This window comes from Paenibacillus riograndensis SBR5 (assembly GCF_000981585.1).
GTDB classification, from domain to species: domain Bacteria; phylum Bacillota; class Bacilli; order Paenibacillales; family Paenibacillaceae; genus Paenibacillus_AQ; species Paenibacillus_AQ riograndensis.
Map to the genome: position 1 here is coordinate 5,942,908 of NZ_LN831776.1, position 26,177 is coordinate 5,969,084.

General features: G+C 52.6%; 21 protein-coding genes and 1 pseudogene. All 22 read right to left on the reverse strand.

What is annotated here, in order from left to right:
* Window positions 1-25: 25 nt before the first annotated feature.
* The 22 genes and pseudogenes from sigG to bshC all read right to left on the reverse strand — a co-directional run bounded on the left by sigG (window position 26) and on the right by bshC (window position 26,083).
* Entirely contained in the window at window positions 26-808 is a 783-nt protein-coding gene (gene sigG, locus PRIO_RS25220) for an RNA polymerase sporulation sigma factor SigG (RefSeq protein WP_019909334.1), read from the reverse strand.
* A 78-nt stretch (window positions 809-886) separates the two neighbouring features.
* Entirely contained in the window at window positions 887-1,609 is a 723-nt protein-coding gene (sigE, locus tag PRIO_RS25225; protein ID WP_025707241.1) for an RNA polymerase sporulation sigma factor SigE, read from the reverse strand.
* Between the two features lie 61 nt (window positions 1,610-1,670).
* Window positions 1,671-2,618, reverse strand: coding sequence for a sigma-E processing peptidase SpoIIGA (gene spoIIGA, locus PRIO_RS25230; protein WP_039787508.1), 948 nt, complete (start codon window positions 2,616-2,618; stop codon window positions 1,671-1,673).
* A gap of 521 nt (window positions 2,619-3,139) precedes the next feature.
* Window positions 3,140-3,964: pseudogene (locus PRIO_RS25235) on the reverse strand (Rpn family recombination-promoting nuclease/putative transposase); the annotation flags it as partial.
* Window positions 3,965-4,080: 116 nt separating this feature from the next.
* The gene (gene ftsZ, locus PRIO_RS25240; RefSeq protein ID WP_020427832.1) at window positions 4,081-5,196 is read right to left on the reverse strand and encodes a cell division protein FtsZ; all 1,116 of its coding nucleotides are present in this window, start codon (window positions 5,194-5,196) and stop codon (window positions 4,081-4,083) included.
* A 63-nt stretch (window positions 5,197-5,259) separates the two neighbouring features.
* Window positions 5,260-6,525, reverse strand: coding sequence for a cell division protein FtsA (gene ftsA / locus PRIO_RS25245; protein ID WP_046505247.1), 1,266 nt, complete (start codon window positions 6,523-6,525; stop codon window positions 5,260-5,262).
* A complete protein-coding gene (locus PRIO_RS25250; RefSeq protein WP_020427835.1) occupies window positions 6,512-6,694 on the reverse strand; it encodes a hypothetical protein in 183 nt (60 codons plus the stop codon). The genes ftsA and PRIO_RS25250 overlap by 14 nt, the downstream gene beginning before the upstream one ends.
* Before the next feature lie 176 nt (window positions 6,695-6,870).
* Complete coding sequence (locus PRIO_RS25255) at window positions 6,871-7,635, reverse strand: cell division protein FtsQ/DivIB (RefSeq protein WP_020427836.1); 765 nt, start codon at window positions 7,633-7,635, stop codon at window positions 6,871-6,873.
* A 64-nt stretch (window positions 7,636-7,699) separates the two neighbouring features.
* Window positions 7,700-8,983 carry a UDP-N-acetylglucosamine 1-carboxyvinyltransferase gene (murA, locus tag PRIO_RS25260; protein ID WP_020427837.1) on the reverse strand — a complete coding sequence of 428 codons (1,284 nt, stop codon included), beginning with the start codon at window positions 8,981-8,983 and terminating at the stop codon, window positions 7,700-7,702.
* Between the two features lie 221 nt (window positions 8,984-9,204).
* Window positions 9,205-10,320 carry an undecaprenyldiphospho-muramoylpentapeptide beta-N-acetylglucosaminyltransferase gene (gene murG, locus PRIO_RS25265; RefSeq protein ID WP_020427838.1) on the reverse strand — a complete coding sequence of 372 codons (1,116 nt, stop codon included), beginning with the start codon at window positions 10,318-10,320 and terminating at the stop codon, window positions 9,205-9,207.
* Window positions 10,321-10,325: 5 nt separating this feature from the next.
* A complete protein-coding gene (gene spoVE / locus PRIO_RS25270; protein WP_020427839.1) occupies window positions 10,326-11,423 on the reverse strand; it encodes a stage V sporulation protein E in 1,098 nt (365 codons plus the stop codon).
* A 49-nt stretch (window positions 11,424-11,472) separates the two neighbouring features.
* Window positions 11,473-12,891 (reverse strand): UDP-N-acetylmuramoyl-L-alanine--D-glutamate ligase, encoded by a 1,419-nt coding sequence (gene murD / locus PRIO_RS25275; RefSeq protein ID WP_020427840.1) that lies wholly within the window; start codon window positions 12,889-12,891, stop codon window positions 11,473-11,475.
* A 3-nt stretch (window positions 12,892-12,894) separates the two neighbouring features.
* Entirely contained in the window at window positions 12,895-13,860 is a 966-nt protein-coding gene (gene mraY / locus PRIO_RS25280; RefSeq protein WP_046505251.1) for a phospho-N-acetylmuramoyl-pentapeptide-transferase, read from the reverse strand.
* A gap of 16 nt (window positions 13,861-13,876) precedes the next feature.
* On the reverse strand, window positions 13,877-15,289 hold the full coding sequence (locus PRIO_RS25285) for a UDP-N-acetylmuramoyl-tripeptide--D-alanyl-D-alanine ligase (protein ID WP_046505254.1): 1,413 nt from the start codon (window positions 15,287-15,289) through the stop codon (window positions 13,877-13,879).
* Entirely contained in the window at window positions 15,286-16,773 is a 1,488-nt protein-coding gene (locus tag PRIO_RS25290) for a UDP-N-acetylmuramoyl-L-alanyl-D-glutamate--2,6-diaminopimelate ligase (RefSeq protein ID WP_020427844.1), read from the reverse strand. Before PRIO_RS25290 ends, PRIO_RS25285 begins: the two co-directional genes overlap by 4 nt.
* A gap of 35 nt (window positions 16,774-16,808) precedes the next feature.
* Entirely contained in the window at window positions 16,809-18,737 is a 1,929-nt protein-coding gene (locus PRIO_RS25295) for a stage V sporulation protein D (RefSeq protein ID WP_020427845.1), read from the reverse strand.
* A gap of 94 nt (window positions 18,738-18,831) precedes the next feature.
* On the reverse strand, window positions 18,832-21,063 hold the full coding sequence (locus PRIO_RS25300; protein ID WP_046505257.1) for a penicillin-binding transpeptidase domain-containing protein: 2,232 nt from the start codon (window positions 21,061-21,063) through the stop codon (window positions 18,832-18,834).
* 47 nt (window positions 21,064-21,110) lie between these two features.
* Window positions 21,111-21,503: a hypothetical protein gene (locus PRIO_RS25305; protein ID WP_020427848.1), complete on the reverse strand. Its 393-nt coding sequence runs from the start codon at window positions 21,501-21,503 to the stop codon at window positions 21,111-21,113.
* Window positions 21,504-21,526: 23 nt separating this feature from the next.
* Window positions 21,527-22,480, reverse strand: a complete 954-nt coding sequence (gene rsmH, locus PRIO_RS25310; protein ID WP_020427849.1) for a 16S rRNA (cytosine(1402)-N(4))-methyltransferase RsmH — start codon at window positions 22,478-22,480, stop codon at window positions 21,527-21,529.
* A gap of 39 nt (window positions 22,481-22,519) precedes the next feature.
* Complete coding sequence (mraZ, locus tag PRIO_RS25315; protein ID WP_020427850.1) at window positions 22,520-22,957, reverse strand: division/cell wall cluster transcriptional repressor MraZ; 438 nt, start codon at window positions 22,955-22,957, stop codon at window positions 22,520-22,522.
* A gap of 193 nt (window positions 22,958-23,150) precedes the next feature.
* The gene (locus tag PRIO_RS25320; RefSeq protein WP_020427851.1) at window positions 23,151-24,422 is read right to left on the reverse strand and encodes an adenosylhomocysteinase; all 1,272 of its coding nucleotides are present in this window, start codon (window positions 24,420-24,422) and stop codon (window positions 23,151-23,153) included.
* Window positions 24,423-24,451: 29 nt separating this feature from the next.
* The gene (gene bshC / locus PRIO_RS25325; RefSeq protein WP_020427852.1) at window positions 24,452-26,083 is read right to left on the reverse strand and encodes a bacillithiol biosynthesis cysteine-adding enzyme BshC; all 1,632 of its coding nucleotides are present in this window, start codon (window positions 26,081-26,083) and stop codon (window positions 24,452-24,454) included.
* Window positions 26,084-26,177: the final 94 nt, after the last annotated feature.

The window sequence follows — 26,177 nt, forward strand, 5'->3', positions numbered from 1 at the left end:
CCTTGTCCAACTCTGCTATGTGTGTTTAAGACTTAACATGCTTCTGCATCTGCTGAATAGCCGACTTCTCGAGACGGGATACCTGAGCCTGAGAGATGCCAATCTCATCAGCGACCTCCATTTGGGTTTTGCCTTCAAAAAAACGCATCGACAGAATCCTTTTTTCCCGCTGCCCCAGCCGCTGCATCGCCTCGCGGAGCGCAATTTCCTCGATCCACGACACATCCTTGTTTTTGTCATCGCTGATCTGATCCATCACATAAATCGGATCTCCGCCGTCGTGATAGATGGGTTCGAACAAAGAGACCGGGTCCTGAATCGCATCGAGAGCAAATACCACATCTTCTTTGGGAACGCCAAGCGCCTCGGAAATTTCAAAAATCGTCGGTTCCCGTGAATTCTGATTCGTCAGACTGTCCCGCACCTGCAGCGCTTTGTATGCAATGTCCCGCAGGGACCGGGAGACCCGGATCGGGTTGTTGTCACGTAAGTAGCGGCGGATTTCACCGATGATCATCGGCACCGCATAGGTGGAGAACTTCACATTTTGCGATAAGTCAAAGTTATCGATGGCTTTCATCAACCCGATGCAGCCTACCTGGAACAGGTCGTCAACGAACTCTCCCCGGTTATTGAATCTTTGAATAACGCTAAGAACGAGTCTAAGGTTACCGTTTACCAATTTCTCTCTGGCGGATCGCTCGCCCTGCTGCTGCAGCGAAGTGAACAGCTCCCGCATCTCCACGTTCGTCAGAACGGGCAGCTTGGCGGTGTCCACACCGCAAATCTCGACTTTATTTCGGGTCATGATGATTTACCTCCCAAGGAGAAACATTACTGTACATTATCTCCCCGGTCCGGCATTTTATTCCTTGGCTTTTTAAGCTTAGACCATCTTGTTGAACTCTTTACGCAGCCGCTTGATGATTCTTTTTTCCAGACGCGAGATGTAGGATTGGGAGATTCCCAGCAGATCGGCAACGTCCTTTTGCGTTTTTTCTTCCCCGCCGCGCAGCCCGAAACGCAGCTCCATAATCAGTCTTTCCCGCTCGCTCAGCTTCTCCAGCGCCTTCTGCAGCAGTTTGCGGTCCACCTGCTCTTCAATGTTGCGGTAGATGGTGTCATTCTCCGTGCCCAGCACATCCGAGAGCAGCAGCTCGTTGCCGTCCCAGTCGATATTCAGCGGCTCATCAAAAGAAACCTCACTCCGGGTTTTGCTGTTGCGCCGCAAATACATCAGAATCTCATTCTCAATGCAGCGCGAGGCGTAGGTGGCCAGCTTGATTTTTTTCTCCGGGTCAAAGGTGTTGACAGCCTTGATCAAGCCAATCGCCCCGATGGATACCAGATCCTCAATGTTAATGCCGGTGTTCTCGAATTTGCGGGCAATATAGACCACCAGCCGCAAATTGCGTTCAATCAGCATGGCACGGACCGCCGCATCGCCACTGGAGAGCCGCTGCAGCAGGAATTCCTCTTCTTCTCTTGTCAGGGGCGGGGGCAAAGCCTCACTTCCGCCGATATAATAGATTTCCTGGCTCTTCAGCCCCAGCAGAAACAGCATGCGGTAATATTGCAGCTGCAGCGCAATCTTCCATTTGACCATTATTGTTCCTCCTTCAAGAAGTGCACAGTTGCCCTGAGATGGTTCTTTGTCCTTCAGCGAATAATCATGAAGGCACCGCCGCCTCCGCAGCGGTCTCTCTTTGGGTCAGGTCAGGGTGTATGACCGCCCGGTACGCGCCGTCTCCCGACAGTGTCCCGCCATCCAGCCCGATAAGGACCCTTTTGCTGAAAAAGGTTTCCTCTCCAAGCTTTATCGTCACCAGATCCGGCTTCAGCGCGAGCATAAGCGATGCTCCGCGGTTGACTCCCCTATAAGGCACCAGCCGTAATCTGTCCTGCCAGGCAAAAGACTGCCCGTCCGCTTCCAGCAAGAGCTTGTCGCTGCTAATCTCGGTCAGCCTGCCTTTCCAGGAGGCCGGCAAATGTCCCTCCCACAGCGACGCTTCCATCACCATAACCGGAATCCGGGTTAACGGATCATTCAAACGGTTGCCGGTGTCCAGCAGTCCGGGGCATGAGACGCTCACCCCCTCAATCTCTACGCATACTTCCCCGATGTACGTCTCCAGTTGTTCCCTCCGGACTTTTGAGGACTGGACCAGTTTGAAGAGAAGCAGCACCAGCGGAAAAAGCGCAAGCACGAACCAAAACCCGATTTTCAAACGGTAAGCTTGGCCGCCGGAGGAGGTGAACAGAATTCCGTTCCAGATGTCGCCAGAGCTCTGCAGCAAGTAGTGAACGCCGACAATTCCGCCGGCCGCGGCAAAATTAATCATATAAAATGCCCCTAGTGCCCGAAGGTAGCTTTGCAGATTCCTGAAACCAAAAGCGATCCACAGCATAACTACTGACAAACCAAACTTGATGAGAAAGGTGTACAGGAACGAAAGTTCAGGCACAAACATCATCACCACATAAAGTGCGCCAACCAGCGCGGAGAGAATGAGCCGCCACCAAGAGACTTTCAGTTTGACCAGCCAGCCTGTGAGCCATAAAAGAATTCCGTCAATCAGCAGATTGGCCGCGAAAATCAAGTCAATATAAACAACCAGTGGATTCACCTGCCTGCTAGCGGGAGATCTATCCGAAAGACTAAGGTTCAAGCTCTCTTTTTGGACGATATGATTAGTATAGAAAGACTCGCATCCAAAGTCTGTCTAAACTTGGGGGGCATTCCTGAGGTTTTTTTGTCGGTTTATAGCATCAATTCCCTTCTCTCAGACATAGGGGCAGCAGCCTCTTCCACCGTTCTTGTCCCGCACCCGAATAGGTTCAATGTTCTTTGGTTCAGTCGCTGCTAAACGCACAAAAGCCAGCCTTTGTAAGGCTGACTTTGCACAAACCTATTGTCTTTTATTTATTGGATGGATTGTATTTCTTCCTTGCTTAGCCCCGTCGCTGCCTGTACGGAGGAGAGCTCCAGTCCCATAGCCAGCAGGTTTTTTGCTACTTCAAGCTTGCCTTCTCTCAAACCTTCCTTTTTGCCTTCCTTAACTCCTTTTTTGATTCCTTCTTTAATGCCTTCTATTTTGCCTTCTTTAATTCCTTCTATTTTGCCTTCTTTAATTCCTTCCTTTAGTCCCTTTTGCAGGCCCTTTTGCATTCCTTCTTGCATTCCTGCCTGCAATCCTTCTTGCATGCCTGCTTGCATGCCTGCTTGCAGTCCTTCCTGCATTCCCTTGGCAAAACCCTCTCTTTGGGCGCCGTCCCTTTGCGAGGCTTCGTCATGCAGAGCTTTCTGGCGTTCTTCGTATTTACGCCGCGCTTCAGAATCCTGACTTAAAAATTCCAACGTCTCCATGGCCTTTCTCAAAGCCGGTTCATTCATCCGCAAAACCTCCCAATTCGAATTATCGCTCCCTTTCAGAAATAGGAGCCAATTGATTAAGCCGCCTTCACCAGGAACAGCCGGCTGATTCAGCTTAGGCAGTTCCAAGAAGTGAATCTCTATGTCATCTGTAAGCGGTGCGCCGCTGATATCCTCCCGCAGATGAAAGACACTGTGAGTATGTTCATTGGGCAGCACCTTATAATTTAAGATATTAATCGTTACGCATTTTTTGAGTTCTGTGTATCTGCCGCCGGTCTGCAATTGCCCGGAGTACCTTTTGCTCCAGTAATATAAAGTCCGCTTCTCCATATCGTATTTGTTGAACAGCTGCATTTCAATATTGATCAGCTTTCCTTCTACGGTTTTGGCCCAGATATCAAAGATGGAGAGCTTATCCTGCGGGTCATCCTTATCTGTATAAGGATTAAGCAGAATTACTTCATCCAGGGGAGCATCACCGGCATCCATAAAAATATGGTTTAAAAAAGCCAGCAGCACATCCTTGTTATTCTCGCTGGCAAAAATTCGTTTGAATACAAAATCAACCCGGGGATCGAGCAATTCCATAATATTCACTCCCGTTATCCGTATTATAACAGCTTAAAAAACAAAAAACACCGTATCACTCCATAGCAAAAGCTATGGGGATACGGTGCTTCCGTATACTCGTATGTGACTATAGACTAATCGTTATTGCCGCGTGTGCGGTTACGCAGGAACGTTGGGATGTCCAGCTGGTCAGAAGGCGTCTGATTGCCAAAAGGACGCAGGTTGGCGTTCTTGTCAACCGCAGGCTCACTGCTACTGCTCGCTGCCGGGCGGCGGTTAGGCGCAATCGGAGATGGCTTATGCTCAAAGCCGGTGGCGATCACCGTAACTTTAATATCATCCTTCATGCTCTCCTCAATAATGGCCCCGAAGATCATATTCACTTCAGGATCGGAAGCGGAAGTAACAATCTCCGCCGCTTCATTGACTTCATACAAGGAGAGATTGGATCCGCCTGTGATGTTCATAATGACGCCGCGTGCGCCTTCGATGGATGTTTCCAGCAACGGGCTCATAATCGCTTTGCGGGCTGCTTCCGAGGCGCGGTTCTCGCCGTTGGCAATCCCGATGCCCATCAAGGCTGAGCCGCGTTCTGTCATAATGGTCTTCACATCGGCAAAGTCAAGGTTGATCAGACCCGGAACAGCGATCAGGTCGGAAATACCCTGCACCGCTTGCCGGAGTACGTTGTCCGCTTCGCGGAAGGCTTCCAGCATCGGAGTTTTCTTGTCCACAATTTCAAGCAAACGGTCATTCGGGATGACGATGAGCGTATCTACCTTTTCCTTCAATGCCTCAATGCCGAGCTCCGCCTGATTCGAGCGCTTTCTTCCTTCAAAAGTAAACGGACGCGTCACAACGCCGACCGTCAACGCTCCACATTCTCTGGCGATTTCAGCAATCACGGGTGCGGCGCCTGTACCAGTACCACCACCCATGCCTGCGGTTACAAATACCATATCCGCACCTTTAAGCGTATTGGAAATCAGATCGCGGGATTCTTCGGCCGCTTTCTTACCCACCTCAGGATTGGCACCAGCGCCAAGCCCCCGGGTCAGCTTGTCCCCGATTTGCAATTTATGCTCCGATTTGGCCATATGCAGCGCTTGGGCATCTGTATTAACTGTGATAAATTCAACACCCTGAACGCCATTTTCAATCATCCGGTTGACAGCGTTGCTTCCTCCGCCGCCTACGCCGATGACTTTTATTTGCGCCAAGCTCTCCATTTCAAAATCAAATTCCAACATATTGTTCCATCTCCCCCTAGAATAGTGCTTGGATGGCCGGTCCAAGTATATCTGGACTTACACTTATATGAACTCGCTGAACATATTCTTTAGACGTTCCACCAAACCGGGCTTCTTCACGGTATCCTGACTGGGTACAGCGTTCTGCTTGTTCCGGTTGACCGTCTTTTTGTTGCCGCTTCCCCCGCCGTTGCTTCGTCCCCGGAAGCTGCGGACAACATTATGCAGGATGCCTACACCACCGGTGAAACCGGGGTCACGGACACCGATATAGTCAGGTACAGCAATGCGCACTGACGCTGCCAGCTCGGTCTGAGCCGCTTTCAGCACGCCTGGCATGGATACAGTCCCACCCGATAGTATATAACCTCCGGGAAGCTCTGTGTAACCAAGCCGTTTTACTTCCTGCCGGATCAGATGAAAAATCTCCTGCACTCTCGGCTCGATAATCGCAGCCAAATCTTCCTGGTTGAACTCTTTTTCCACATTGCTGCCGATACGCAAAACCTTGAACACTACGTCAGAAGCAGCATCATCAATCCAGGCGCAGCCATATTTCAGCTTGACCTTTTCCGCCTGATCCGTAAGTGTCCGGAGTCCGTAGGCAATATCATTAGTTACAAATTCTCCGCCGATCGGAATCGTGGAGGTTGCACAAAGGGAACCTTCTTCATATACAGCTATCGTCGTTGAACCTGCCCCGATATCCACCAGTACAGCACCCATTGATTTCTCATCTTTGGAAAGCGCCAATCCACCGGCTCCAAGAGACATCAGCACAAGATCTTTAACTTTCAGCCCTGATTTCTCTACACAGCGAAGCAGATTATGTATTGGCGTTTTGGCTCCGGTAATAATCGTCGCCTCCACTTCCAGACGAACGCCGATCATTCCGCGCGGATCCTGGATACCTTCAAGACCGTCAACGATATATTGTTTGGCGACAACATCAATCACTTCGCGTTCAGGAGGCAGTGCGATAACTTCAGCCGCCTTGATTACCCGTTCAATGTCATCCTCGCTGATTTCACGGTCCTCATTCTGAACAGCCACGACACCGTGGCTGGACTGCAGGCCGATATGATTGCCGGATATGCCTACATAGACCTCGGAAATTTGGATGCCAACCATTTGCTCCGCATGGTCTACAGCACTCTTGATCGATTGTACGGTCTGGTCGATATCTACGATCGCACCTTTGCGTATTCCTTCTGAATCAGCAGATCCAACGCCAATAATATTAAAGGTTCCATTGGTAACTTCCCCAATTATTGCCCGAACTTTGGATGTACCGATGTCCAAACTAACAATGATGTCATTGTTGCTCAAGCCCTATGGCACCTCCTGATATGATCAAAATAAATGGTAAAGCCAGTAAAACAGCTTGTTCCCGGTCACGGGAAACTCCTCTGTACATATTCAACATACCTAATCCTTTCCCTCTTTTTTCTACAAATTTTTTGAATGGAATAATATAACAAGCATTCCGCATAAACATAGATGCCTCCTAAAATCTGTAAAACAGGAAAACTATGAAGTAAAAATAAGTTTAATTAAGAAACACCATCCATATTTACGGCTTCAGTACAAAAAATCCGCAGAAAAAAGAAGGATACAGCTTATTGCCCGTAAATCCGATTGTAGCATTTTTCCCGCCCTAATAGTAGGGACTATTTACTCTTGTGCGTCTTGTTTATCCTTATTTGCTGCCGCTGCGTCCTGAAATGGGACATAAGAATCAGCTTCCAGCATTTTGATCAGCCCGGGCTCCTCGGTCTCAATGACCTGATTCAAATATTCCACCTTATTCTTAAGCAGGGAAATCGCTGTGATAACCTCAAAATGCGAGCGTGTATAAAGCTTGATCCGGTCCGGAAAGGACAGCGTCGGCGATGGCACGATCTCGGAAATATCACTTGTCAGTTCATTCGGGATGCCGGCGAGCGCCTGGCACAGCTTGGCCTTGTAGGGGTCCTCTTCCTTCCAGCCTGTCAGGATGGGCTTCTCTACCGCAATTCCGGTTTCATTCACAGCCACGGCCGCCCCGCTGGATAAAATGGCTTCGAGTACACCAGCCTCGTCCAGCTCATAAGCGACAGCAGGATATTCCTTAATGCTTATGGTGACTGTGCCCGGAAAACTTTTCACGACCACAGCTTCCTGGATGGTCTTCAGCTTCTTCAAAGAATCCTCCACAGAAGCTTTGGAGACGGCAAAAAATTGTCCCCCTACCGCCAGCCCGCTCTGGGCAAGAAGCTCGTTCCGGGTGGTGTATTTGTTGCCTTCAAATTGAATCTCTGTAATGCGGCTGAGCGACGAACGGAAAAAAATCACGGCCAGCAGTGCAATGAACAGCAGCAGCAGAATGATCGTAACCTTCCGGCTCATTTTTTTGCTTGGCTTGTCCTCTTTAAGCAGAGGTAAACGGGTTTTAGGCATTCTCGTATCTCCGTAATAAGGCCCTGTCTCCTTCCTCGCATCAAGCCGAAGGAGACAGGGAGCTTTAATTGGCTAAATCTAACGGACCCGGCACAGGTACTTTGCGGCTGATGCGCGCTCCAAGCTTCTGGAAGAGCTTTTCAATGCCATCATAGCCGCGGTCAATATGATGGGCCTGCTCAACCACCGTAGTTCCGTGAGCTGCGAGTCCGGCGATCACCAGGGCGGCTCCGGCCCGCAGGTCGGTTGCTTCCACCGTAGCTCCATATAACCTCTGCACCCCGCGGATGAAAGCCCGGTTCAGGTCAATGGAGATATCAGCACCCATCCGCGCCATTTCTTCCACATGCTTAAAGCGGCCTTCGAATACAGTCTCTTTAATGACACTGAACCCGTCGGCCAGCGACAGCAGCACCATAACCTGGGACTGCAGGTCCGTAGGAAAGGAAGGATAGGGGGAGGTTACGATTCTCTCAACCGCGCGCGGTCTTCCCATACAGCTGATATTAATTATATCATTGCAAACTGTAATTTGAACACCAGCCCGTCTGAGTACATGAATAAGCGACGTTAAATGACCGGCATTGGTATGGGTCAACGTCACATTACCCCGGGTCGCGGCCGCAGCAATCATCACGGTACCGGCTACAATCCGGTCTGGAATAACCTCATAGCTGCACGGATAGAGCTTTTTCACCCCTTGGATGGTAATCGTATCGGTTCCCGCACCGATGATCTGAGCACCCATCCGGTTCAGAAAATTCTGCAGATCCTGGATTTCCGGTTCCCTCGCTGCGCCCGATATCGTCGTGGTCCCTTCCGCCATGGCAGCGGCCATCATAATATTCTCTGTCGCCCCGACACTCGGATAATCCAGATGAACTTCGCTTCCCGTCAGTCTGGCCGCCTTGCAGGAAATCCGCCCATTAGACTCCTCAATCTCCGCACCAAGCTGTTTGAGCCCCTGCAGGTGAAGATCGATCTTGCGTTCGCCAATCGCACAGCCTCCCGGCTGGTAAATCGTCACCTCACCAAATCTGGATAGTAACGGTCCCATCAGAAAAATGGAGGATCTCATCTGCCGCATCAGATCCTCTGGAACATGCGATGTGCCCAAGGGCGAAGTATCAATCGTTACTGTCTCTTCTTCATGAGCACACCTGCACCCCAGCCGTTCCAGAATGTTCAGCATAGTTTCGATGTCCAGCAGCTTCGGCACATTGTGCAGTGAGTGAACTCCTTCGGCCAGCAGGCTAGCCGCCAGAATCGGCAGTGCCGCATTTTTTGCTCCATGGATACGTATGGTGCCTGACAGGGGATTTCCACCCTCAATCACCAATTTGTCCAATGTATCACCTCCGAGATTACCGCTCACCCACCACTAGGCACTTCCCGAACAAGAATCAATGAACGGTCAGGTAAGCTCTCCTGTCCTGCATTGCATGGACTAAGAAGTGCTCTGGGTGATTGTCACGATTATAGGATTATCCTATGTTCGTGGCCCCGGGTGTGTGACAGTGAAGAGCAATGGGCAGGAAACCCCTTCCAGCCGGAGGAGCAGGACGTTCCTTACGGCTTCCGTTTTGCCGCCAATCTGCGCAGCTCGCTCACAACAAGGGCAGCAGAATCCCTCTTGCCCAGGCGGCGGGAAGCTTCCGACATCTGCCTGCGCACAGGCTCCGCACCGATAATCTTCTGGACAGCTTCCATCAGGGACTGGCCGTTTAAATCCTTCTCAAGCAGCACAACTGCCGCTCCTTCACGCTCCAATTGCCTTGCATTTGCTTCCTGGTGGTTATTTGTCACGTTAGGGGACGGGATGAGAACGGAGGGAATGCCCAGTGCTGTAATTTCAGCAAGAAATGACGCGCCCGCCCGGTTCACGATAAGAGAGGTGCAGGCCAGCACCTCAGGCATATTGTGGACGTAAGGAAGAAGATGCAGCCAGCTCGGCTCGCTGCCCAGCTTCTCACGCAGCGCTTTGCGGGTTTCTTCGAAATAAGCTTCACCGGTCACATATACATAGTGGACACCATTACCCTTACCCACAAAAGGCGCCATCTCAATCATCGCCTGATTAATAGCCCGGGCTCCGCCGCTGCCGCCTACCATAAGCACAACTGTGCTGCCCTCGGGAATCCCGAGTGAAGCAAAGCCGCGCTGGGGGCTCGCAGCAGTCACCGTAGTCGCCCGGGGATTGCCGGTATAAATTACATGTTTGCTTCCGGGAAAAGCCGATTCAGTTCCTTCAAAGCTGACAGCAACCGTATCGGCGTAACGGCTGAGAAAACGGTTGGTCAGCCCCGGAATCGCGTTCTGTTCATGAATCAGGGTAGGTATGCCAAGCTTGGAGGCCGCATACACGACCGGCCCGCACACATAACCGCCTGTGCCAATCACGACATCCGGCTTGAATTCCCGGAGCATTTCCTTGGAGGCTTTGACCCCTTTCAGAAAACGCATTACCGTCTTCACATTGTCCATGGAAAGCTTGCGGCGGAAGCCGGTAATATCTATCGATTGGAATGGAAGATTTTCATTAGGAACCAGTTTGCTTTCCAGACCCCGCTTCCCGCCAATATACAAGAAGGCCGGGTCTTTGTCTTCCGCTTGAAGCTGCCTGGCAACGGCGACAGCGGGATAGATATGTCCCCCTGTGCCGCCGCCGCTTAATACGATACGCATGTCTTTCACCTCGCATAACGGGATAGGTTGAGTAAAATGCCGAGTGCCGTGAGCATCAATGTCAGCGATGAGCCTCCATAGCTGATCAGCGGAAGTGTGATGCCGGTAACCGGCATGAGGCCGATGACGACGCCGATGTTGATGACCACCTGAACAGCCACCATACAGACGATGCCTACCGCCAGATAGCTCCCGAAACGGTCCGGGAGGCTCATCGCCACCTTCATGCCCCGCCAGATCAGGATCAGAAACAGGAGCAGCACGATCAGCCCTCCGATAAACCCAAGCTCCTCAGCCAATATGGAAAAAATAAAATCGGTCTGGGGCTCCGGCACATAGCTGTATTTTTGCCGGCTCATGCCGAGCCCCAGTCCGCCAAGCCCCCCCGGGCCAATCGCATAAAGCGACTGGATAATCTGGTAGCCGGCCCCCAGCGGATCGGACCAGGGGTCCAGAAACGCCGTAATCCGCTGCAGGCGGTAAGGTGCAGCCGCCACCAGCGCCGCAAAACCCGCCACGCCCAGAGCGCCCAGGGACAGCAGATGCTTCATCCGGGCTCCTGCTGTAAAAACCATCATCAGGGCGGCGCCAAACATGACGGTGCCTGTCCCCAAGTCCGGCTGCATCATGATCAGGGCAAAGGCGGAGCCGATCAGCGCCAGCGGAGGCAGCAGCCCCCGCGTGAAGGTCGAGATATCATAATCCTCCTTCCCCAGCCAGTTGGCGAGATACAGAATCATCCCCATCTTCATGAATTCGGAGGGCTGAATCCCGAAGGAGCTGATGCCGAGCCAGCTGCGGGCTCCGCCGCGCACAACGCCGATGCCGGGAATCAGCACCAGGACAAGCAGAATGAAGCAGACAATCAGCGCGGGTCTGGCCAGCTTCTTCAGCACCAGATAATCGGTGTTCGCAGTGACGAACATTGCGCCAAGCCCCAGCCCTGCGAACAAAAGCTGTCTTTTGACAAAATAAAACGAATCGCCATAATTGCGGAAGCCCAATACGGACCCTGCGCTGTAGACCATCACCATGCCGATGGCCAGGAGGGACAGAATAACCATCAGTATCCAGATATCGGGCGCATGACGGGATTTGTTCATCAGGAGCACACCTCTTGACTCGGTAGTAGGGGCTTATCCACCCCCCTACTTAAAGGTTATGCACCGCCTCTTTAAAAATACGCCCGCGCTCCTCATAGGATGTAAACATATCCCAACTGGCGCAGGCAGGAGACAGGAGAACGATATCTCCCGCTTCCGCCAGAGCGGAAGCCTCCCGCACGGCTTCTTGCAGCACGGCGGCGGCGCTCTCCCCATTATCGACGGAGATAATGCGCTTTACTCCTGCCATGCCCGCTACGGCTGCCAGCTTGTCCCTGGTCTGCCCCAGCGCCACAAGGGCTTTGACACCACCGAGGACAGGCAGCAGCTCCATATAGTCAGAGCCGCGGTCCAATCCGCCGGCAATCAGAACCACCGGCTTCCGGAAGGAAGCCAGCGCCATGGAGGTCGCTTTGGAGTTAGTCGCTTTGGAGTTGTTGTAATAAGCAGCCCCCGCCTTCTCCGCCACATACTCCAGCCGGTGCTCCACGCCTCTGAAATTCACCAGCACTTCCGCCAGCCCGGCAGGGTTTGCGCCTGCAGCGATAGCTATTCCGCAGGCCGCCAGCGCATTTTCCACATTGAAGCGGCCCGGCAGGCCGATTGAATCCACAGCGGCAATTTCCGTCTCACTCTCGGAATAATCCCGGTAGACAATCATCCGCTTAAGGTCATCTTCAGTATCCGGAACAAAGGCCGGACGGACAAAGACCCCCTGAACCAGCTCCTCAGTCATGGAGAACGGGAGAATGCCTGCCTTGATATAAGGCACCAGCTCCCGGCAGACAGGATCATCCCAGTTCAGCACCGCAGTATCGCTTGGCCCCTGATTGGCAAACAGCTTAGCCTTGGAGGCTATGTAATCCTCCATTCCGCCATGATAATCCAGATGGGTCTCGGCCACATTCAGCAGACAGCCCACCTTGGGGCGGAACGCTTTTGTGCCTTTTAGCTGAAAACTGCTAAGCTCGACAACCATCCAGTTGTCTGCGTGAGCCTCCTGTGCGGCCTGGCAGAGGGGTGTGCCGATGTTCCCGGCCACGATAGGGTGCATTCCCGCAGCGTCCAGCATACGGCCCACCCAGGTGGTTGTCGTCGTCTTGCCGTTCGAACCGGTAATGCCGATCATTGGCGCCGCGCACAGATGGTAGGCTACCTCCACCTCGGTCACTACCTCGATGCCCAGTTCCAGCGCTTTTTGAACGGGAGGCACGGAATAGGGGATCCCCGGGTTCTTAACCACAAGGCTCACACCCGGATGAATTAATCCCTCAGGATGACCGCCGCATATAACAGAAATTCCCAAAGACTCCAGTTCGGAAGCTTCGGGACTTTGATCTCTTTCCTTTTTGTCGTTAACCGTTACGTCCGCGCCGCGCTCATGCAGCACCTTGGCCACCTGAACGCCGCTTTTGGCCAGGCCCAGGACGACCACTTCCTTGCCGCGGTATTGATCTGGATGCTCCATTCTTTACAACCCCTTGCTCAAGATTAATCCCACTGCCGCCAGCACCAGGCTAACCGCCCAGAAGGAGACGACTACCCGCCATTCCGACCAGCCGCCCAGCTCAAAATGATGATGGATCGGGCTCATGCGGAAAATGCGTTTGCCGCGTGTTTTGAACGAGGCGACCTGCAGTACGACAGACAGCATTTCAATAACGAACACACCGCCGATTACAACAAACAGCAGCTCGCTTTTGGTGACAATGGCGATCGCCCCTATGGCGCCGCCAATCCCGAAAGAACCAAAATCACCCATGAATACCTTCGCCGGATGCGCATTGAACACCAGAAAGCCAAGGACCGCACCGATCATTGCCGCCGCACAGACACCAGCCGCAATCGAGGTAGCCTGCATCGCCACCACGGCAAAGGCAGCAAGCGCAATCGCACTGACGCCTGACAGCAGCCCATCTACACCATCGGTAAAATTCACGGCATTTGTTACAGCCATCATCATGATAATGATAAACGGATAGTAAAACCAGCCGCCCCAATCAAAGCTGATGGATGTGCCCGGAATACTGATGCCGGTATTATGCCCCGCGTTAATCAGCAGTCCGCACATCACCGCTCCGACCAGCAGCTGGCCAAGCAGTTTCTGCCGCGGCGTCAGCCCCAGGGAACGCTTGAACGCAATTTTGATATAGTCGTCCAGGAAGCCGATCAGCCCATAGCCTAGCGCAGCTACCAGCAGAACATAGAAGTCAGAGTTCACGACTGAAAATTTCAGAAAAGACAATGTGAAGGCCACCATGATGATAATGCCGCCCATCGTAGGTGTTCCGGCTTTTTTCAAATGGGTTTGTGGTCCGTCGTCACGGACCTGCTGTCCGAATTTCATCCTCCGCAGCAGCGGAATGAAGAGCGGAGCGGCAATGACCGCAAGGATAAAGGACACAGCAATAGTCAGCAGAAGTAGTTGATAATCCATGGGTACACCCCCTCCATTAGTTTGATTCCGTCTGAGAATGGTCGTTCAGGCTGTGCAGCACTTCCTCCAGGCGCATTCCCCGCGAAGCTTTGAACAGCACCACATCCCTTGGATCGATCTGGCTGGTCAGGGCTGCCGTAAGCTCCTTCTTATCCGTAAAAGCAAATACGCGCTCAGGACCAAACCGTTCTTCCGCTTTCCGGGCGGTGTGCGCAGAAAGAGGGCCAAAGGTAAACAGCAGATCTGTCTGGGCAGGATCAAGGTAACGGCCGATCTCCTCATGGAATAGCACCTCATCCGGCCCAAGTTCCAGCATGTCCCCCAGCACAGCGATTCTTTTGCCGCTGCATTTCATGGCCTGCAGAACATCAATGGCTGCCCTCATCGAGGTGGGACTCGCATTATAGGCGTCATTCAGCATGGTAAGGCCTGAAGCCGCCTGCATCATTTCAATCCGCATACCGGTCAGTTTAAGCCTGCTTAAAGCTTCCTCAATGCTATCCTCGGATATGCTGTAGTGGCGGGCAACCGCCAGCGCTGCCAGAGCATTCACGACGTTATGCCGCCCAGGAAGCGGCAAGGTGAAGGCATGCTCCGCATGAAGATGGGAAGTAAAAGTCATCCCTCCCATATGCGTCATCATCCCTGTAGGGTAGTCGGTGTTATCCGGAGACAAGCCAAAGCGGAAGGTTCTCATCCCCTCCGGAGCCCGGAACGCAGACTCCGCCATCACCTCGGAAAGCAGCGGTTCGTCGCCGTTATAAATCAGGAGACCTCCCGGCTTCAATCCCTCGGCGATTTCCAGCTTGGCCCGGGCAATCTCCTTGCGGGAGCCCAGCTGCAGCAAATGGGATTCGCCTACATTGGTAATGACAGCCACATCGGGCGGCGCCAAAGCAGCCAGCAGAGCAATCTCGCCGCGCGAGCTCATCCCCATCTCCAGGACCGCAATCTGAACATCCCCGCTCATGGAGAGAATCGTCAGCGGAAGACCGATATGGTTATTGAAATTCCCTTGGGTTTTGTGAACCTTGTACTGTCCCTCCAGCAAGGCTGTAATCATATCCTTCGTGGTTGTCTTTCCGTTGCTGCCGGTAACGGCGACCACCTGCGGCGCGACTTGGCTTAAATATGCGGAAGCCAGTTTCTGCAGCGCAGTGAGCGTGTCATCCACCAGGATCACACTGCCATTCTCAGGAGCTGCCCCCTTATCCCGCTGCCATAAGGTGGCAGCGGCGCCTGCCGCCAAGGAGGCGGCACTGTAATCATGTCCGTCAAAATGATCTCCAATCAGCGGAACGAACAGACAGGCAGGCGTAATTTTGCGGGAGTCGGTAACGACTCCCGCAATGCTCTTATCCATATCATAAGCGGAGGACAGCTCTCCCCCGCACATGGCAGCGATGTTTCGCAGCGTTCTTGTAATCAATAGCTTCGGCCCCTTATAACTTCTTTGGCGACGACGCGGTCATCGAAATCATGAACCACACCGCCGATCAGCTGATAGGTCTCGTGACCTTTCCCCGCAATCAATACTACATCGCTGGGGCTTGCCATTTCAATAGCTTTTCTGATGGCTTCCCGGCGGTCCACAATCATGTCGTAGCGGTCCTGGGCCACTCCATCTTCCTGCAACCCTGCTTCAATATCCTTCAGGATCAGCTGGGGATCTTCGGTACGCGGATTGTCTGAGGTCACGAAGACATGATCACTGTATTTCGCAGCAATTTTGCCCATCAGCGGACGTTTGGTCGTATCTCTGTCCCCGCCGCACCCGAAGACGGTAAGCACCCTGCCGGCGGCAAACTCGCAAACCGCCCGCAGCACATTTTCCAATCCATCCGGGGTATGGGCATAGTCTACGATTACTGCAAAATCCTGGCCTTCGTTAACAGACTCCACACGTCCGGCCACTCCGGCTACAGATTCAAGGCTGGCCTTAATCTCTTCAAGCGGCACATCCTCCAGCAGAGCGGCGGTAATTGCCGCCAGCGCATTATACACATTGAATTTGCCGACCATCCGCAGTGAAATGTCAGCCTCTCCCTTAAACGTATCCACATGGAAAAAAGTTCCTTTGGACGTGATGGAAATTTGCGAAGCCCGGACATTCGCAGGACTGTCGATGCCGTATGTAATGACCTCTGCGGCAGTTTGTGCGGCAAAATAGGCGCTTGCCTCGTCATCCGCGTTCAGCACGGCATATTTGCGCTCCTCTTTCCAGGGCGAAATTACGTTTCCGAGCCGGGAAAAAAACAGCCCTTTGACCGCGCGGTACTCCTCCATCGTATGATGATAATCCAGATGATCCTGGGTCAAATTGGTAAATATAGCAGTCCGGTAATCTGTCCCCTTCACCCGCCCCTGCTGGAGCGCATGGGAAGAAACTTCCATAACACAGCACTGTACACCCTTTTGCACCATATCGCTAAGTGTGCGCTGCAGCTCAAGTGATTCCTGTGTGGTCCCTGATGCGGGAAAGGTCTGCCCGTCATAGCGCATCTGTATCGTTCCAATCAGACCGGTCTTGATGTTCTGATCCTGCATAATACGCTCAATCAGATAGGTAGTTGTCGTTTTGCCGTTCGTGCCGGTCACGCCGATCATTCTCATCCGGCTGCTCGGTGAGCCGAAAAAAGCATTCGACAATACAGCCATCGCAAACCGGCAGTCATCCACCACAATCTGCGGCAGATCAAGATCAAGCTTGCGCTCACAGACAAGGGCAGAAGCGCCGTTTGCGGCAGCCTGCGGGGCAAAATCATGCCCATCCACCGTAAAACCCGGCAGGCAAATGAACAAATCACCGGGCTTGACCCGGCGTGAATCCGCCTGAAGGCCCGTAATTTCCGTTTCTTTATCCCCGTATAGACGCGATGCTGCAAGACAAGAAGCAAATTCATTTACTTTCATAGCCATCCCTCACTCTTCAAAGAAGATATCCAACATTATTTCCCATTCTCGGCACCCATATAAATCCGGATGGTCGAACCGCGTTCGACTCTGGCACCCGCTTTTGGCGCCTGGTTGATTACTGTATTGCCTGTTCCGGATCGTGCCAGTGTAAAGTTCATATTCAGATCCTCGTAAATGTCCTGGACTGTGGCCCCTGTAAGATCGGGAACTGTCACAATGGGAGTTTCACCGTATTTATAGGTTTTGGGGAGCTGGTCTTTACGTTCCGGGACCTTCAGGTAATGCAGGGAGTCCTCCAGGATATTTTGGACGATTGGAGCTGCCACAACGCCACCGAACTGAATGCCCTTCGGATTATCCACTGCAGTATACACTACGATCTGCGGATCATCCGCCGGTGCAAAGCCGATAAACGATACAATATGTTCGGTAGGAGAATACCGGCCGTTAATTACTTTTTGTGCCGTCCCTGTCTTGCCTCCCACACGGTAGCCGTCAATAAAAGCCGGCCGGCCTGTGCCTTTGGCAACCACGCTCTCAAGGGCAGCACGCACCTTCTTCGAGGTTTCCTCCGAGATGACCTGGCGCACCATCTCCGGCTTCACCTCCGATACAGTCTCTCCGGTATCCGGATGGATCCAGGCCTTGGCGACATGCGGCGTGTAGAGCTTCCCCCCGTTAATGGCCGCCGAAACCGCAGCTATCTGCTGAATCGGCGTAACAGATACCCCTTGCCCAAATGCAGTAGTCGCCAGCTCAACCGGTCCCACCTGTGCAGGCTTGAACAGGATTCCCTTTGCCTCCCCGTTCAGATCAATGCCGGTCTTGGCGCCAAAGCCGAAATCACGGATATATTTGAACAAGCTATCTTTGCCCAGCCGCTGTCCCAGCGCCACAAAACCCGGATTGCAGGAGTTCTCCACCACTTGCAGGAAGGTCTGGCTGCCATGCCCGCCTTTTTTCCAGCAGCGCAGCTTGGCTCCGCCAACCTCAATATAGCCGGGATCAAAAAAGTGATCATTCTGCAAATCCACCTTGCCCTCCTGGAGCGCGGCGGCCAAAGTAATAATCTTGAAGGTGGACCCCGGTTCGTAAGTCATCCAGATCGGCAGGTTGCGGTTATAGACCCCGGCGTCATAATCCTTGTAAGCCCCAGGTTCATACCCCGGTCTGCTGGCCATCGCCAGAATCTCGCCATTCTTAGGGTTCATCGCAATCGCCCAGCTGCCCTGAGCCTGATATTTCACCATCGCCTGATCCAGCTCGCGTTCCATAATGGACTGAATCTGCTTGTCTATCGTCAGCTGCAGATTAAGGCCGTCCTGGGGAGCTGAATACTTTTCCGAAGAACCCGGCATCAGCCTGCCCCCGGCATCAGACAGATACGAGATATCGCCGGCGCTGCCTTGCAGCAGCTTGTCATATATGCTCTCTACCCCGGTAATGCCCTGATTGTCGATACCGGTAAAGCCAAGAATATGGGCCGCCAGATCGCCGTAGGGATAAAACCGCTTGTTATCCTCAGCCACAACGATGCCCGGCAGCTGCAAATCACGGATGCTCGCGGCCAGCTCCATCGTAATTTTGCGGCCCCCGGGCTGTAGCTTCACCGATGACTGACTTTTGGACAGCAAAGTTATCAGCTTCATCTCGCTCATGCCGAGCAATGGAGCCAGAGTCTGTGCTGTCTTTTCCTTTTCCTTCACTTGTACGGGAACTGCATAAACCGTCGGGGAGCTGATATTATAAGCGAGCGCAGTCCCTTCCCGGTCCAATATTTCACCGCGTTTGGCGGTAAAGGGAATATTGCGGCGCCACTGGCTTTCCGCCTTGGCACTCAGTTTTTCGCCTTCCGACAGCTGCACATAGGCCAGCCGCACGGCCAGAGAGCCGAACAACACGGCCAGTCCCAGCAGCGTCCACAGCATTCTCCGGCGAGTGACGACTTTTGAAACCTTCATTCCGTTCCCCCTCTTTCGCTGCTCTAGACATGAGCTCTTATCTTCATGACTATTCAGGACAAACAGGGGTTAGAACAAGCCTATGCCGCAGGCTCTATTCTTCCGGCTTTTCTTCCTCCACAGCAGGAACAGGAATGTTCTCGCCGTATTCATTTACAGGATTGAGCTTGAGTGTAACCAGGGTCTTGCCATTCTTGAGTCCTTGGGCTTGCTCAGACACATAACCTTCGCCCTCTACGGCAATCCCCACTTTGAGCAGACTGAGAACTTCCAGGGCGTCCCGCAGCGACTGCCCTTTCAAATCCGGGATCACGGGCTTATCCCCCTGCTGGCTCAGCAGATAAATGCGCTGTCCTGATGCCAGTGGCGTCCCCTTTTCAGGATATTGACTGACAACGGTTGTACCCTCGCCCACCGCTTCAAAATCAAAGCCCTGATCAATCAGCAGTTGTCTGGCCGCCTGCATCGTTTTGCCGGTCAGATCCGGTGCGGAGCGTTGGGCGGGAGCGGGAGCCTTAACCGTTTTGGAAGTGCTGTCCGCAGTCTCCGTACTCGCCTTGGGCACTCCCATATAAGGCAGCGCCTGGGACACGATTTCCTGGAATACCGGAGCAGCAACCGCACCCCCGCCATTACCGCCATCCTCGCCCTTCGGCTCGTCAATAATAACGATCACCGCAATCTTCGGATCATTTACCGGCGCATAGCCGATGAAGGAAGACAGCACCTTGTTCCGGTCATAATCCGTACCTCTGACCTTAATCGCTGTACCGGTCTTACCCGCTACACGATAGCCTTCAATGTAGGCATGGCGGCCGGTTCCTTTGACTTGGTCTGCAACCACCTGTTCCAGGTAGCTCCCTGTTTCCCGGGCGCTTTCCTTCGAAATGACCTGGCGCACCACTTCAGGCTGGGTAACAGTTTTCTTCCCGGTATTAGGGTCAGTAATCTCCTTGACAACATGCGGAACCATCAGCTTGCCGCCGTTGGCGATGGCTGCCACAGCCGTCAGCTGCTGAATCGGTGTAACCAACACCTTGCCGTGTCCGTAAGCAAGTGTGGCATTTTCCGCTGCAATGCTAGGATCCGGGTTGACGATACCGATTGTTTCACCCGGCAGGTCGATCCCGGTTTTTTCATTGAAGCCGAAATCATTAATATACTGCAGCAGTCTTTCCTGACCGAGCATCTCATAACCAAGCTTAACGAAGGCTACGTTACTGGAGCGTTTTACCCCTTCAAGAAACGAAATAGTCCCCCAGCCCACTCTGTTGATATCATGGAGTGCTTTACTGTAGCCTTTGATGCGAATTGAACCGGATTGGAACTTGGCATTGGGGTCGAAAAGCTTCTCCTCCACGGCTCCAGCCAGTGTAACAATCTTAAAGGTTGAACCCGGCTCGTATCTGGATTTGATCGCATGGTTATAAAAACCTGCAGCATCCTGATTAGGGTCCCAGAATTTATTCGGGTTAAAGGTAGGCATATTCGCCAAGCCGAGAATTTCCATCGTATTGGGATCGGCGGCAATGACACTAATACTCTTGGGCCTGTATTTGTCGTAGGCCTTTTGCATCGCTGCTTCAATATAGTGTTGAATCGTGCTGTCTATCGTCAGCTTGAAATTGCTCCCGTTCACCACAGGCTGGTAGGTATCCTGGGAGTTGGGGAGCTTGATCCCCTTGCCGTCACTTTGATAGGACAACTTGCCGTCGGTACCTTTGAGCTGCTTGTCAAAATATTTCTCCAGCCCCATGATCGCCTTGCCGTCTCTGTCTGTATAACCAAGGATATGTGCGGCTAGCGTATCTTTGGGATAGTAGCGCTTCTGCTCTGTGACGACACCGACCCCGGTCTCCCGGATATCATGTTTCTTGCCCAATTCCTCATAGAAAGCAACTACCTTATCCTTAAGCTCCTTGTTAATCTTCCAGCCTTCATTGCGGATCTCGCGGTTTTTGAGATATTTGCCGCTCTTCTCATCCTTGGCTTCAACTAATTTCTTAAGCTCGTCCACCGGCTTGCCCAGCAGCGCATGCAGTCCATCGATCACTTCCTGCCCGATCCCCTGTTCTGCAATGACCTCAGGGTTAACGACAACGGTATACGCCGGGACATCACTGGCCAGAACATTGCCATTGCGGTCCTCAATCTCACCGCGTACCGCCTTGATCGTCGCAGAATGGGCCCATTGCGCGGCGGCCTTCTCCTGCCAGTACTCGCCATTCAGCACCTGCACCCAAAACACCCGGGCGACTAAAACAAGAAAAAAGAGGGTAATACACCCTCCTATAAACAGCGTGCGAAGTTTTATTCTTTTTAACATAAACCAACCTCACATACTCAATTATTGCGATTGCCGCCAATCGCTGATTAATGGTCGCCTTTAGTGGCTGTACTATTCAAGGGAACATAGATGGTTGAATCCTCAGACGGCTTGGTGTATCCAAGCTCTGCAGCCCGCTGGGCCACCGACTGTTCAAGCGTCTGTTTCTCCATCTGGAAGGTTGCAATATCCTTTTTGGTTGAAGATATCTGGGCATCCAGCTTCTGCGCCTGCAAATTCAAATCGTAAATATGCACATAACGCCAAATCAGGGTGGCAGCCACCAGTACGAACACGCCCAGTGTCAGCATGTACAGAAGCTTCTCCTGCAGCGGCAGCACCATTCGTCTCGTGACAACTTTCGTCTTCTCGCGGTAAAGCCTGTCTGCCTCTTCTTTTCTTTTGGGTTGAACTGCTAAGTTGCCGCGGGTATAGGCCATCTCTGACTCTCCTTTATCGTTATTTACAATTTCTCTGCAATCCGCAGCTTCGCCGAACGGGCGCGCGGGTTCAGCTCCAGCTCTTCCTCTGAAGGCACAAGCGGCTTGCGGTTAATCAGCTTCAAGGTGCCTTCCGCACCGCATACACAAAACGGAAAATCAGGCGGACACGTGCATCTGCTTAAATAGCTGCTGAAAATCTGCTTGCAGATCCGGTCCTCCAGCGAGTGAAAGGTGATGACCGATACTCTTCCTCCGGGTGCCAGGCAGCGCACCGCTGCATGAAGCCCTTCCTCAAAAGCACCAAGCTCATCGTTCACCGCAATCCGCAGACCTTGAAAGCTCCGTTTGGCAGGATGTCCTCCCGTTCTGCGCGCAGCTGCGGGAATGCCTTCCTTAATCAGCTCCGCCAATTCTCCTGTGCTCTCCACAGGGTGTTCTTCTCTCCGCTCTACAATCTTGCGGGCAATCCGCCGTGAGAACTTCTCTTCTCCATACTGGAAAAGCACACGGGCAATCTCCTGTTCAGGCCAGGTATTCACAATTTCGGCTGCGGTCAGCTGTGCCGACTGATCCATCCGCATGTCCAGCGGAGCATCATGATTATAGCTGAATCCCCGTTCCCCTTCGTCAAACTGGGGCGAGGATACACCAAGATCGTACAGAATGCCATCTACTTGGGGAATACCGTCCTTTTGCGGAACAAAAGGGAGGTCCTTCAGCACTTGCTCCAGATCGCGGAAGTTGGTTTTGACCAAAACCACCTTCTCCCCGTATTCGGCCAGCCGCTCCCTTGCATTCTCCAGCGCCCAGTCATCCTGATCCAGACAGATCAGCCGGCCTTCGCCGCTGAGCCTCCCGGCAATCAGGGAGCTGTGTCCGGCTCCGCCGAGCGTGCAGTCCACGTAAATGCCATCCTTCTTGATGTGCAGCCCTTCTGTCGCTTCTTCCTTAAGCACCGTGATGTGGTGAAACAAGCTGCATCCCTCCAGGGCAGTATTCGAATAATGTATGTGTTATAGATCGAAGTTGAAATCCACCAATTTCTCGGCAATCTCGTTGAATGTTTCCTCTGACTGTTCGAAGTACTGTTCCCATAGCTCCTTGTTCCAGATCTCCACCCGGTTCGAAACGCCCAGAATTACACAGTCCTTGTCCAGCTTGGCATATTGCCGCAAATTCCCCGGCAGATTGACCCTGCCTTGCTTGTCCCATACACATTCGGTCGCTCCCGAGAAAAAAAAGCGGCTGAAGGCACGGGCATCCGATTTCATCAGTGAAAGGCTTTTGAGCTTTTGCTCCATGATTCCCCATTCTTCCATGGGATAAACAAAAAGACAAGTGTCGAGGCCGCGGGTCGCTACGAAGGAGGTTCCGAGCATGTCACGGAACTTGGCCGGGATAATGATACGGCCTTTGTCATCAATGCTATGCTGGTATTCCCCCATAAACATGATTATTCCCCACCCCTAATTACCGATTCCCCACTTTGCCCCACTTTACACCACCTAAGCATAATAGATTCGCCATTAAAAATCAAAAACCTTTTTTCGAAGAAAAGTAATATTTTCCTGTTTGTCAAGTCAGAACAAAAAAAGATGCCCGAACCATTCACATGGCCCGGACACCTTGCTTCAGTTCTATGGGTTAGTCGTTCAGATTCCAGCTGTCGAGATATTCGACCTGTGCCGGAGTCAGGCTGTCAATGGAAATCCCCAGGCTCTCCAGCTTGAAGCGGGCTACCTGTTCGTCGAGATCGTAGGGCACATTCTCAACCTTGACGCCGATAGTCTTGTAATTGTCATTCACATATTTAAGCGAAAGGGCCTGCAGCGCGAAGGTCGTATCCATAATTTCAGCCGGATGACCGTCAGCAGCTCCCAGGTTCACAAGACGGCCTTCAGCGAGCAGATACAGCTTGCGTCCGTCCTTCAGCTGATATTCTTCGATGTTCTTGCGCACGGTACGCTGGGATACCGATCTGTCGGACAGTTCAGGCTTATTCACTTCAACGTCAAAATGGCCGGCGTTGCACATAATCGCGCCATCCTTCATCACATCATAATGCTCTCCGCGGATGACATAACGGTTGCCTGTCACCGTAACGAAGAAATCGCCGCGTTTTGCAGCTTCCAGCATCGGCATTACATGGAAGCCATCCATGTGGGCTTCCACCGCTTTAATCGCATCCACTTCGGTGACGATCACATTGGCGCCAAGACCTTTGGCCCGCATCGCCACACCTTTGCCGCACCAGCCGTAACCAACCACAACGACGGTTTTACCGGCCACAATCAGGTTAGTGGTGCGGACGATGCCGTCCCATGCTGACTGGCCTGTCCCGTAACGGTTGTCGAACAGATACTTGCAGTAGGCATCATTAACGGCTACCATCGGGAATTTCAGGATGCCCTGCTTTTGCAATGCTTTCAGCCGGATAATCCCGGTAGTGGTCTCTTCGGCACCGCCGCGGATGTTCTCCATCAGGTCCGGACGCTCAGAATGCAACAGTGTGGCAAAATCACCGCCGTCATCAATGATCAGGTCCGGTTTACTTTCCAGAGCCTTGATATTCAGCGCCTTGAACTCTTCCGGTGACGGATTGTATTTGGCGAACACCGTAATCCCGTCTTCAACCAGCGCTGCACATACATCATCCTGAGTAGACAATGGATTGGAGCCGGTAATCGTAACCTCAGCCCCGCCTGCCTGAACAACCTTGGCGAGATAAGCTGTTTTCGCTTCCAGGTGAAGGGTGATCGATACTTTCAGGCCTTTGAACGGCTGCTCCGCTTCGAACTGCTCACGGATGCGGTTCAGCACCGGCATATGCTGGCGAACCCAGTCGATTTTGAGATGCCCTTCCGGGGCCAGCGACATATCCGCTACAATACTGTTTTCCTTCGACAATGAACTCATGATAATACCTCCTGAAAGTTATACTTTTTTTACATATAAATGATGCGGTGGGTTCCGCTGTAATCCGCAGGGATCTTCATCAGCTCATCCAGCCACGCAGGGCCGTAACGGTTCAGATAAAACATTACATTGTACACTCTTTCCTGCAGCTTGCCCAGCGGCATCAGCGACAGCTCAATCCGCTCCCACTGGCGGAGCGCAGCTTCATTCTGCTTCTCCATCGCATCCTGGGCCTTGGCTTGAAGAAATGTAATCTGATCCAGAATCTTGTCTTTGTTGTTTGCACCCAATTTAAGCAGTCCCGCCTGAATGGAGCCCAGCTGTTCAATCAGCGGTTCATACATGGCTAAGAAAGCAGCCTTTGTGTCTTCAAAACGCCGTTCAAGCCCCAGCTCATCCTGAGCAGCGAGCCATTCTTTTCTTTTGCTGTCCAGGCCCAGAAGAACATCGCCAAAAACAAGCTGATATTTGTCCATATGCTTATGCAGTGTGCCTTCCACGACAGTGAACGACATACGCGGTAAAATCAGCGGCATCTGCTCCCCGGCCACTTTGAACGCCAGCCGTGGAATAGCCCAATAGGCGAGCTCACCTTGCCCAAGCACCGTTGCCAGTACCGGCAGCACATAATCCTGCATGAGCGGTCTGGTCAGCACATTGTTGCTGAACTGTTCAGGACGGGCTTCCAGCTGCTCCAGCAGTTCCTCCCGGGAGAAGGAAACCGTCCCCTTGCGGTCGGTGAACCGCCCCTCCTCTTTATGCAGCAGCAGGCGCGTTCCTTCATGGATATAAAACAGATTGGCGCTGCCGGCAGCAACCGCAGCCTGAAGCTCATAGCCACTGTCTGTAATCTCACCTGCCGCAGCTTGATAGGCCGCCTCCAGCTCATCGTTGTGTTTGATCAACGTCTGGAACATAGGGGCTTCCAGCCTGCGCAGCCCGGGATCTGCCGAATCCAGCAGAATAAGGCCGAATCTGCCGAACAGTGAACCCATCAGTTTGGCAAAAGCTTCACTCAAGCTGCCTGCAGCAGCTGAAGATTCGCGGATAACTTCCATAACTTGCGGTTTGAATTCACTGTCCTGCAGCAAGCCATCCAACTGCTCAATGATTTGCTGCCAGCTCTCTTCCTCCACCTTAATATTGCTGACGGAAGACCGGAGGTCCCCGGCTTTGTCCAGCTTAAGCTTGGTAACCTCTCCTGTGCGGTTCAGGATAAAGGTATGGTTGACCTCATCCCAGTCATGATCCTCGCCGGCAATCCAAAACAGGGGAACAACAGGCCGTCCGAGCTGCGCGGCCGCTTCTTTTGCCGCTTGGATGGTAGTGATGGCCTTGTATATGACAAAAAGCGGACCCGTGAACAAACCGCTCTGCTGGCCGGCGGTAATAACCAGCGTACCCTGCTGCTCCAAAAGCGCTAGAGAATCCATCACTGCCGGATGGGGGTTCCACTTCAAATTATATTGCCGTAAACACTCAGCAATCCCGGCACGGTCAGCCCGCAGCCCTTCAGTGCTGTCCAGCCATGCTGCACGTTCCGCTCTGCTCTCCGCACTGCGGAAGTCCCCACCGTACAAATGTCCTACCTTTTCATAATGATGTATATAGTCGCGGGCGAGTGCTGATCCGCCCGGGAGAGGTTCGGGTATTACATTCATGTGCAATTGCCTCCTGTTCTATGTACTGCTATATGTAATCATGAAGCCCGATAAACTCTTTATGATTGTATCCAAAGTTAGGGGCGGCGTCAAA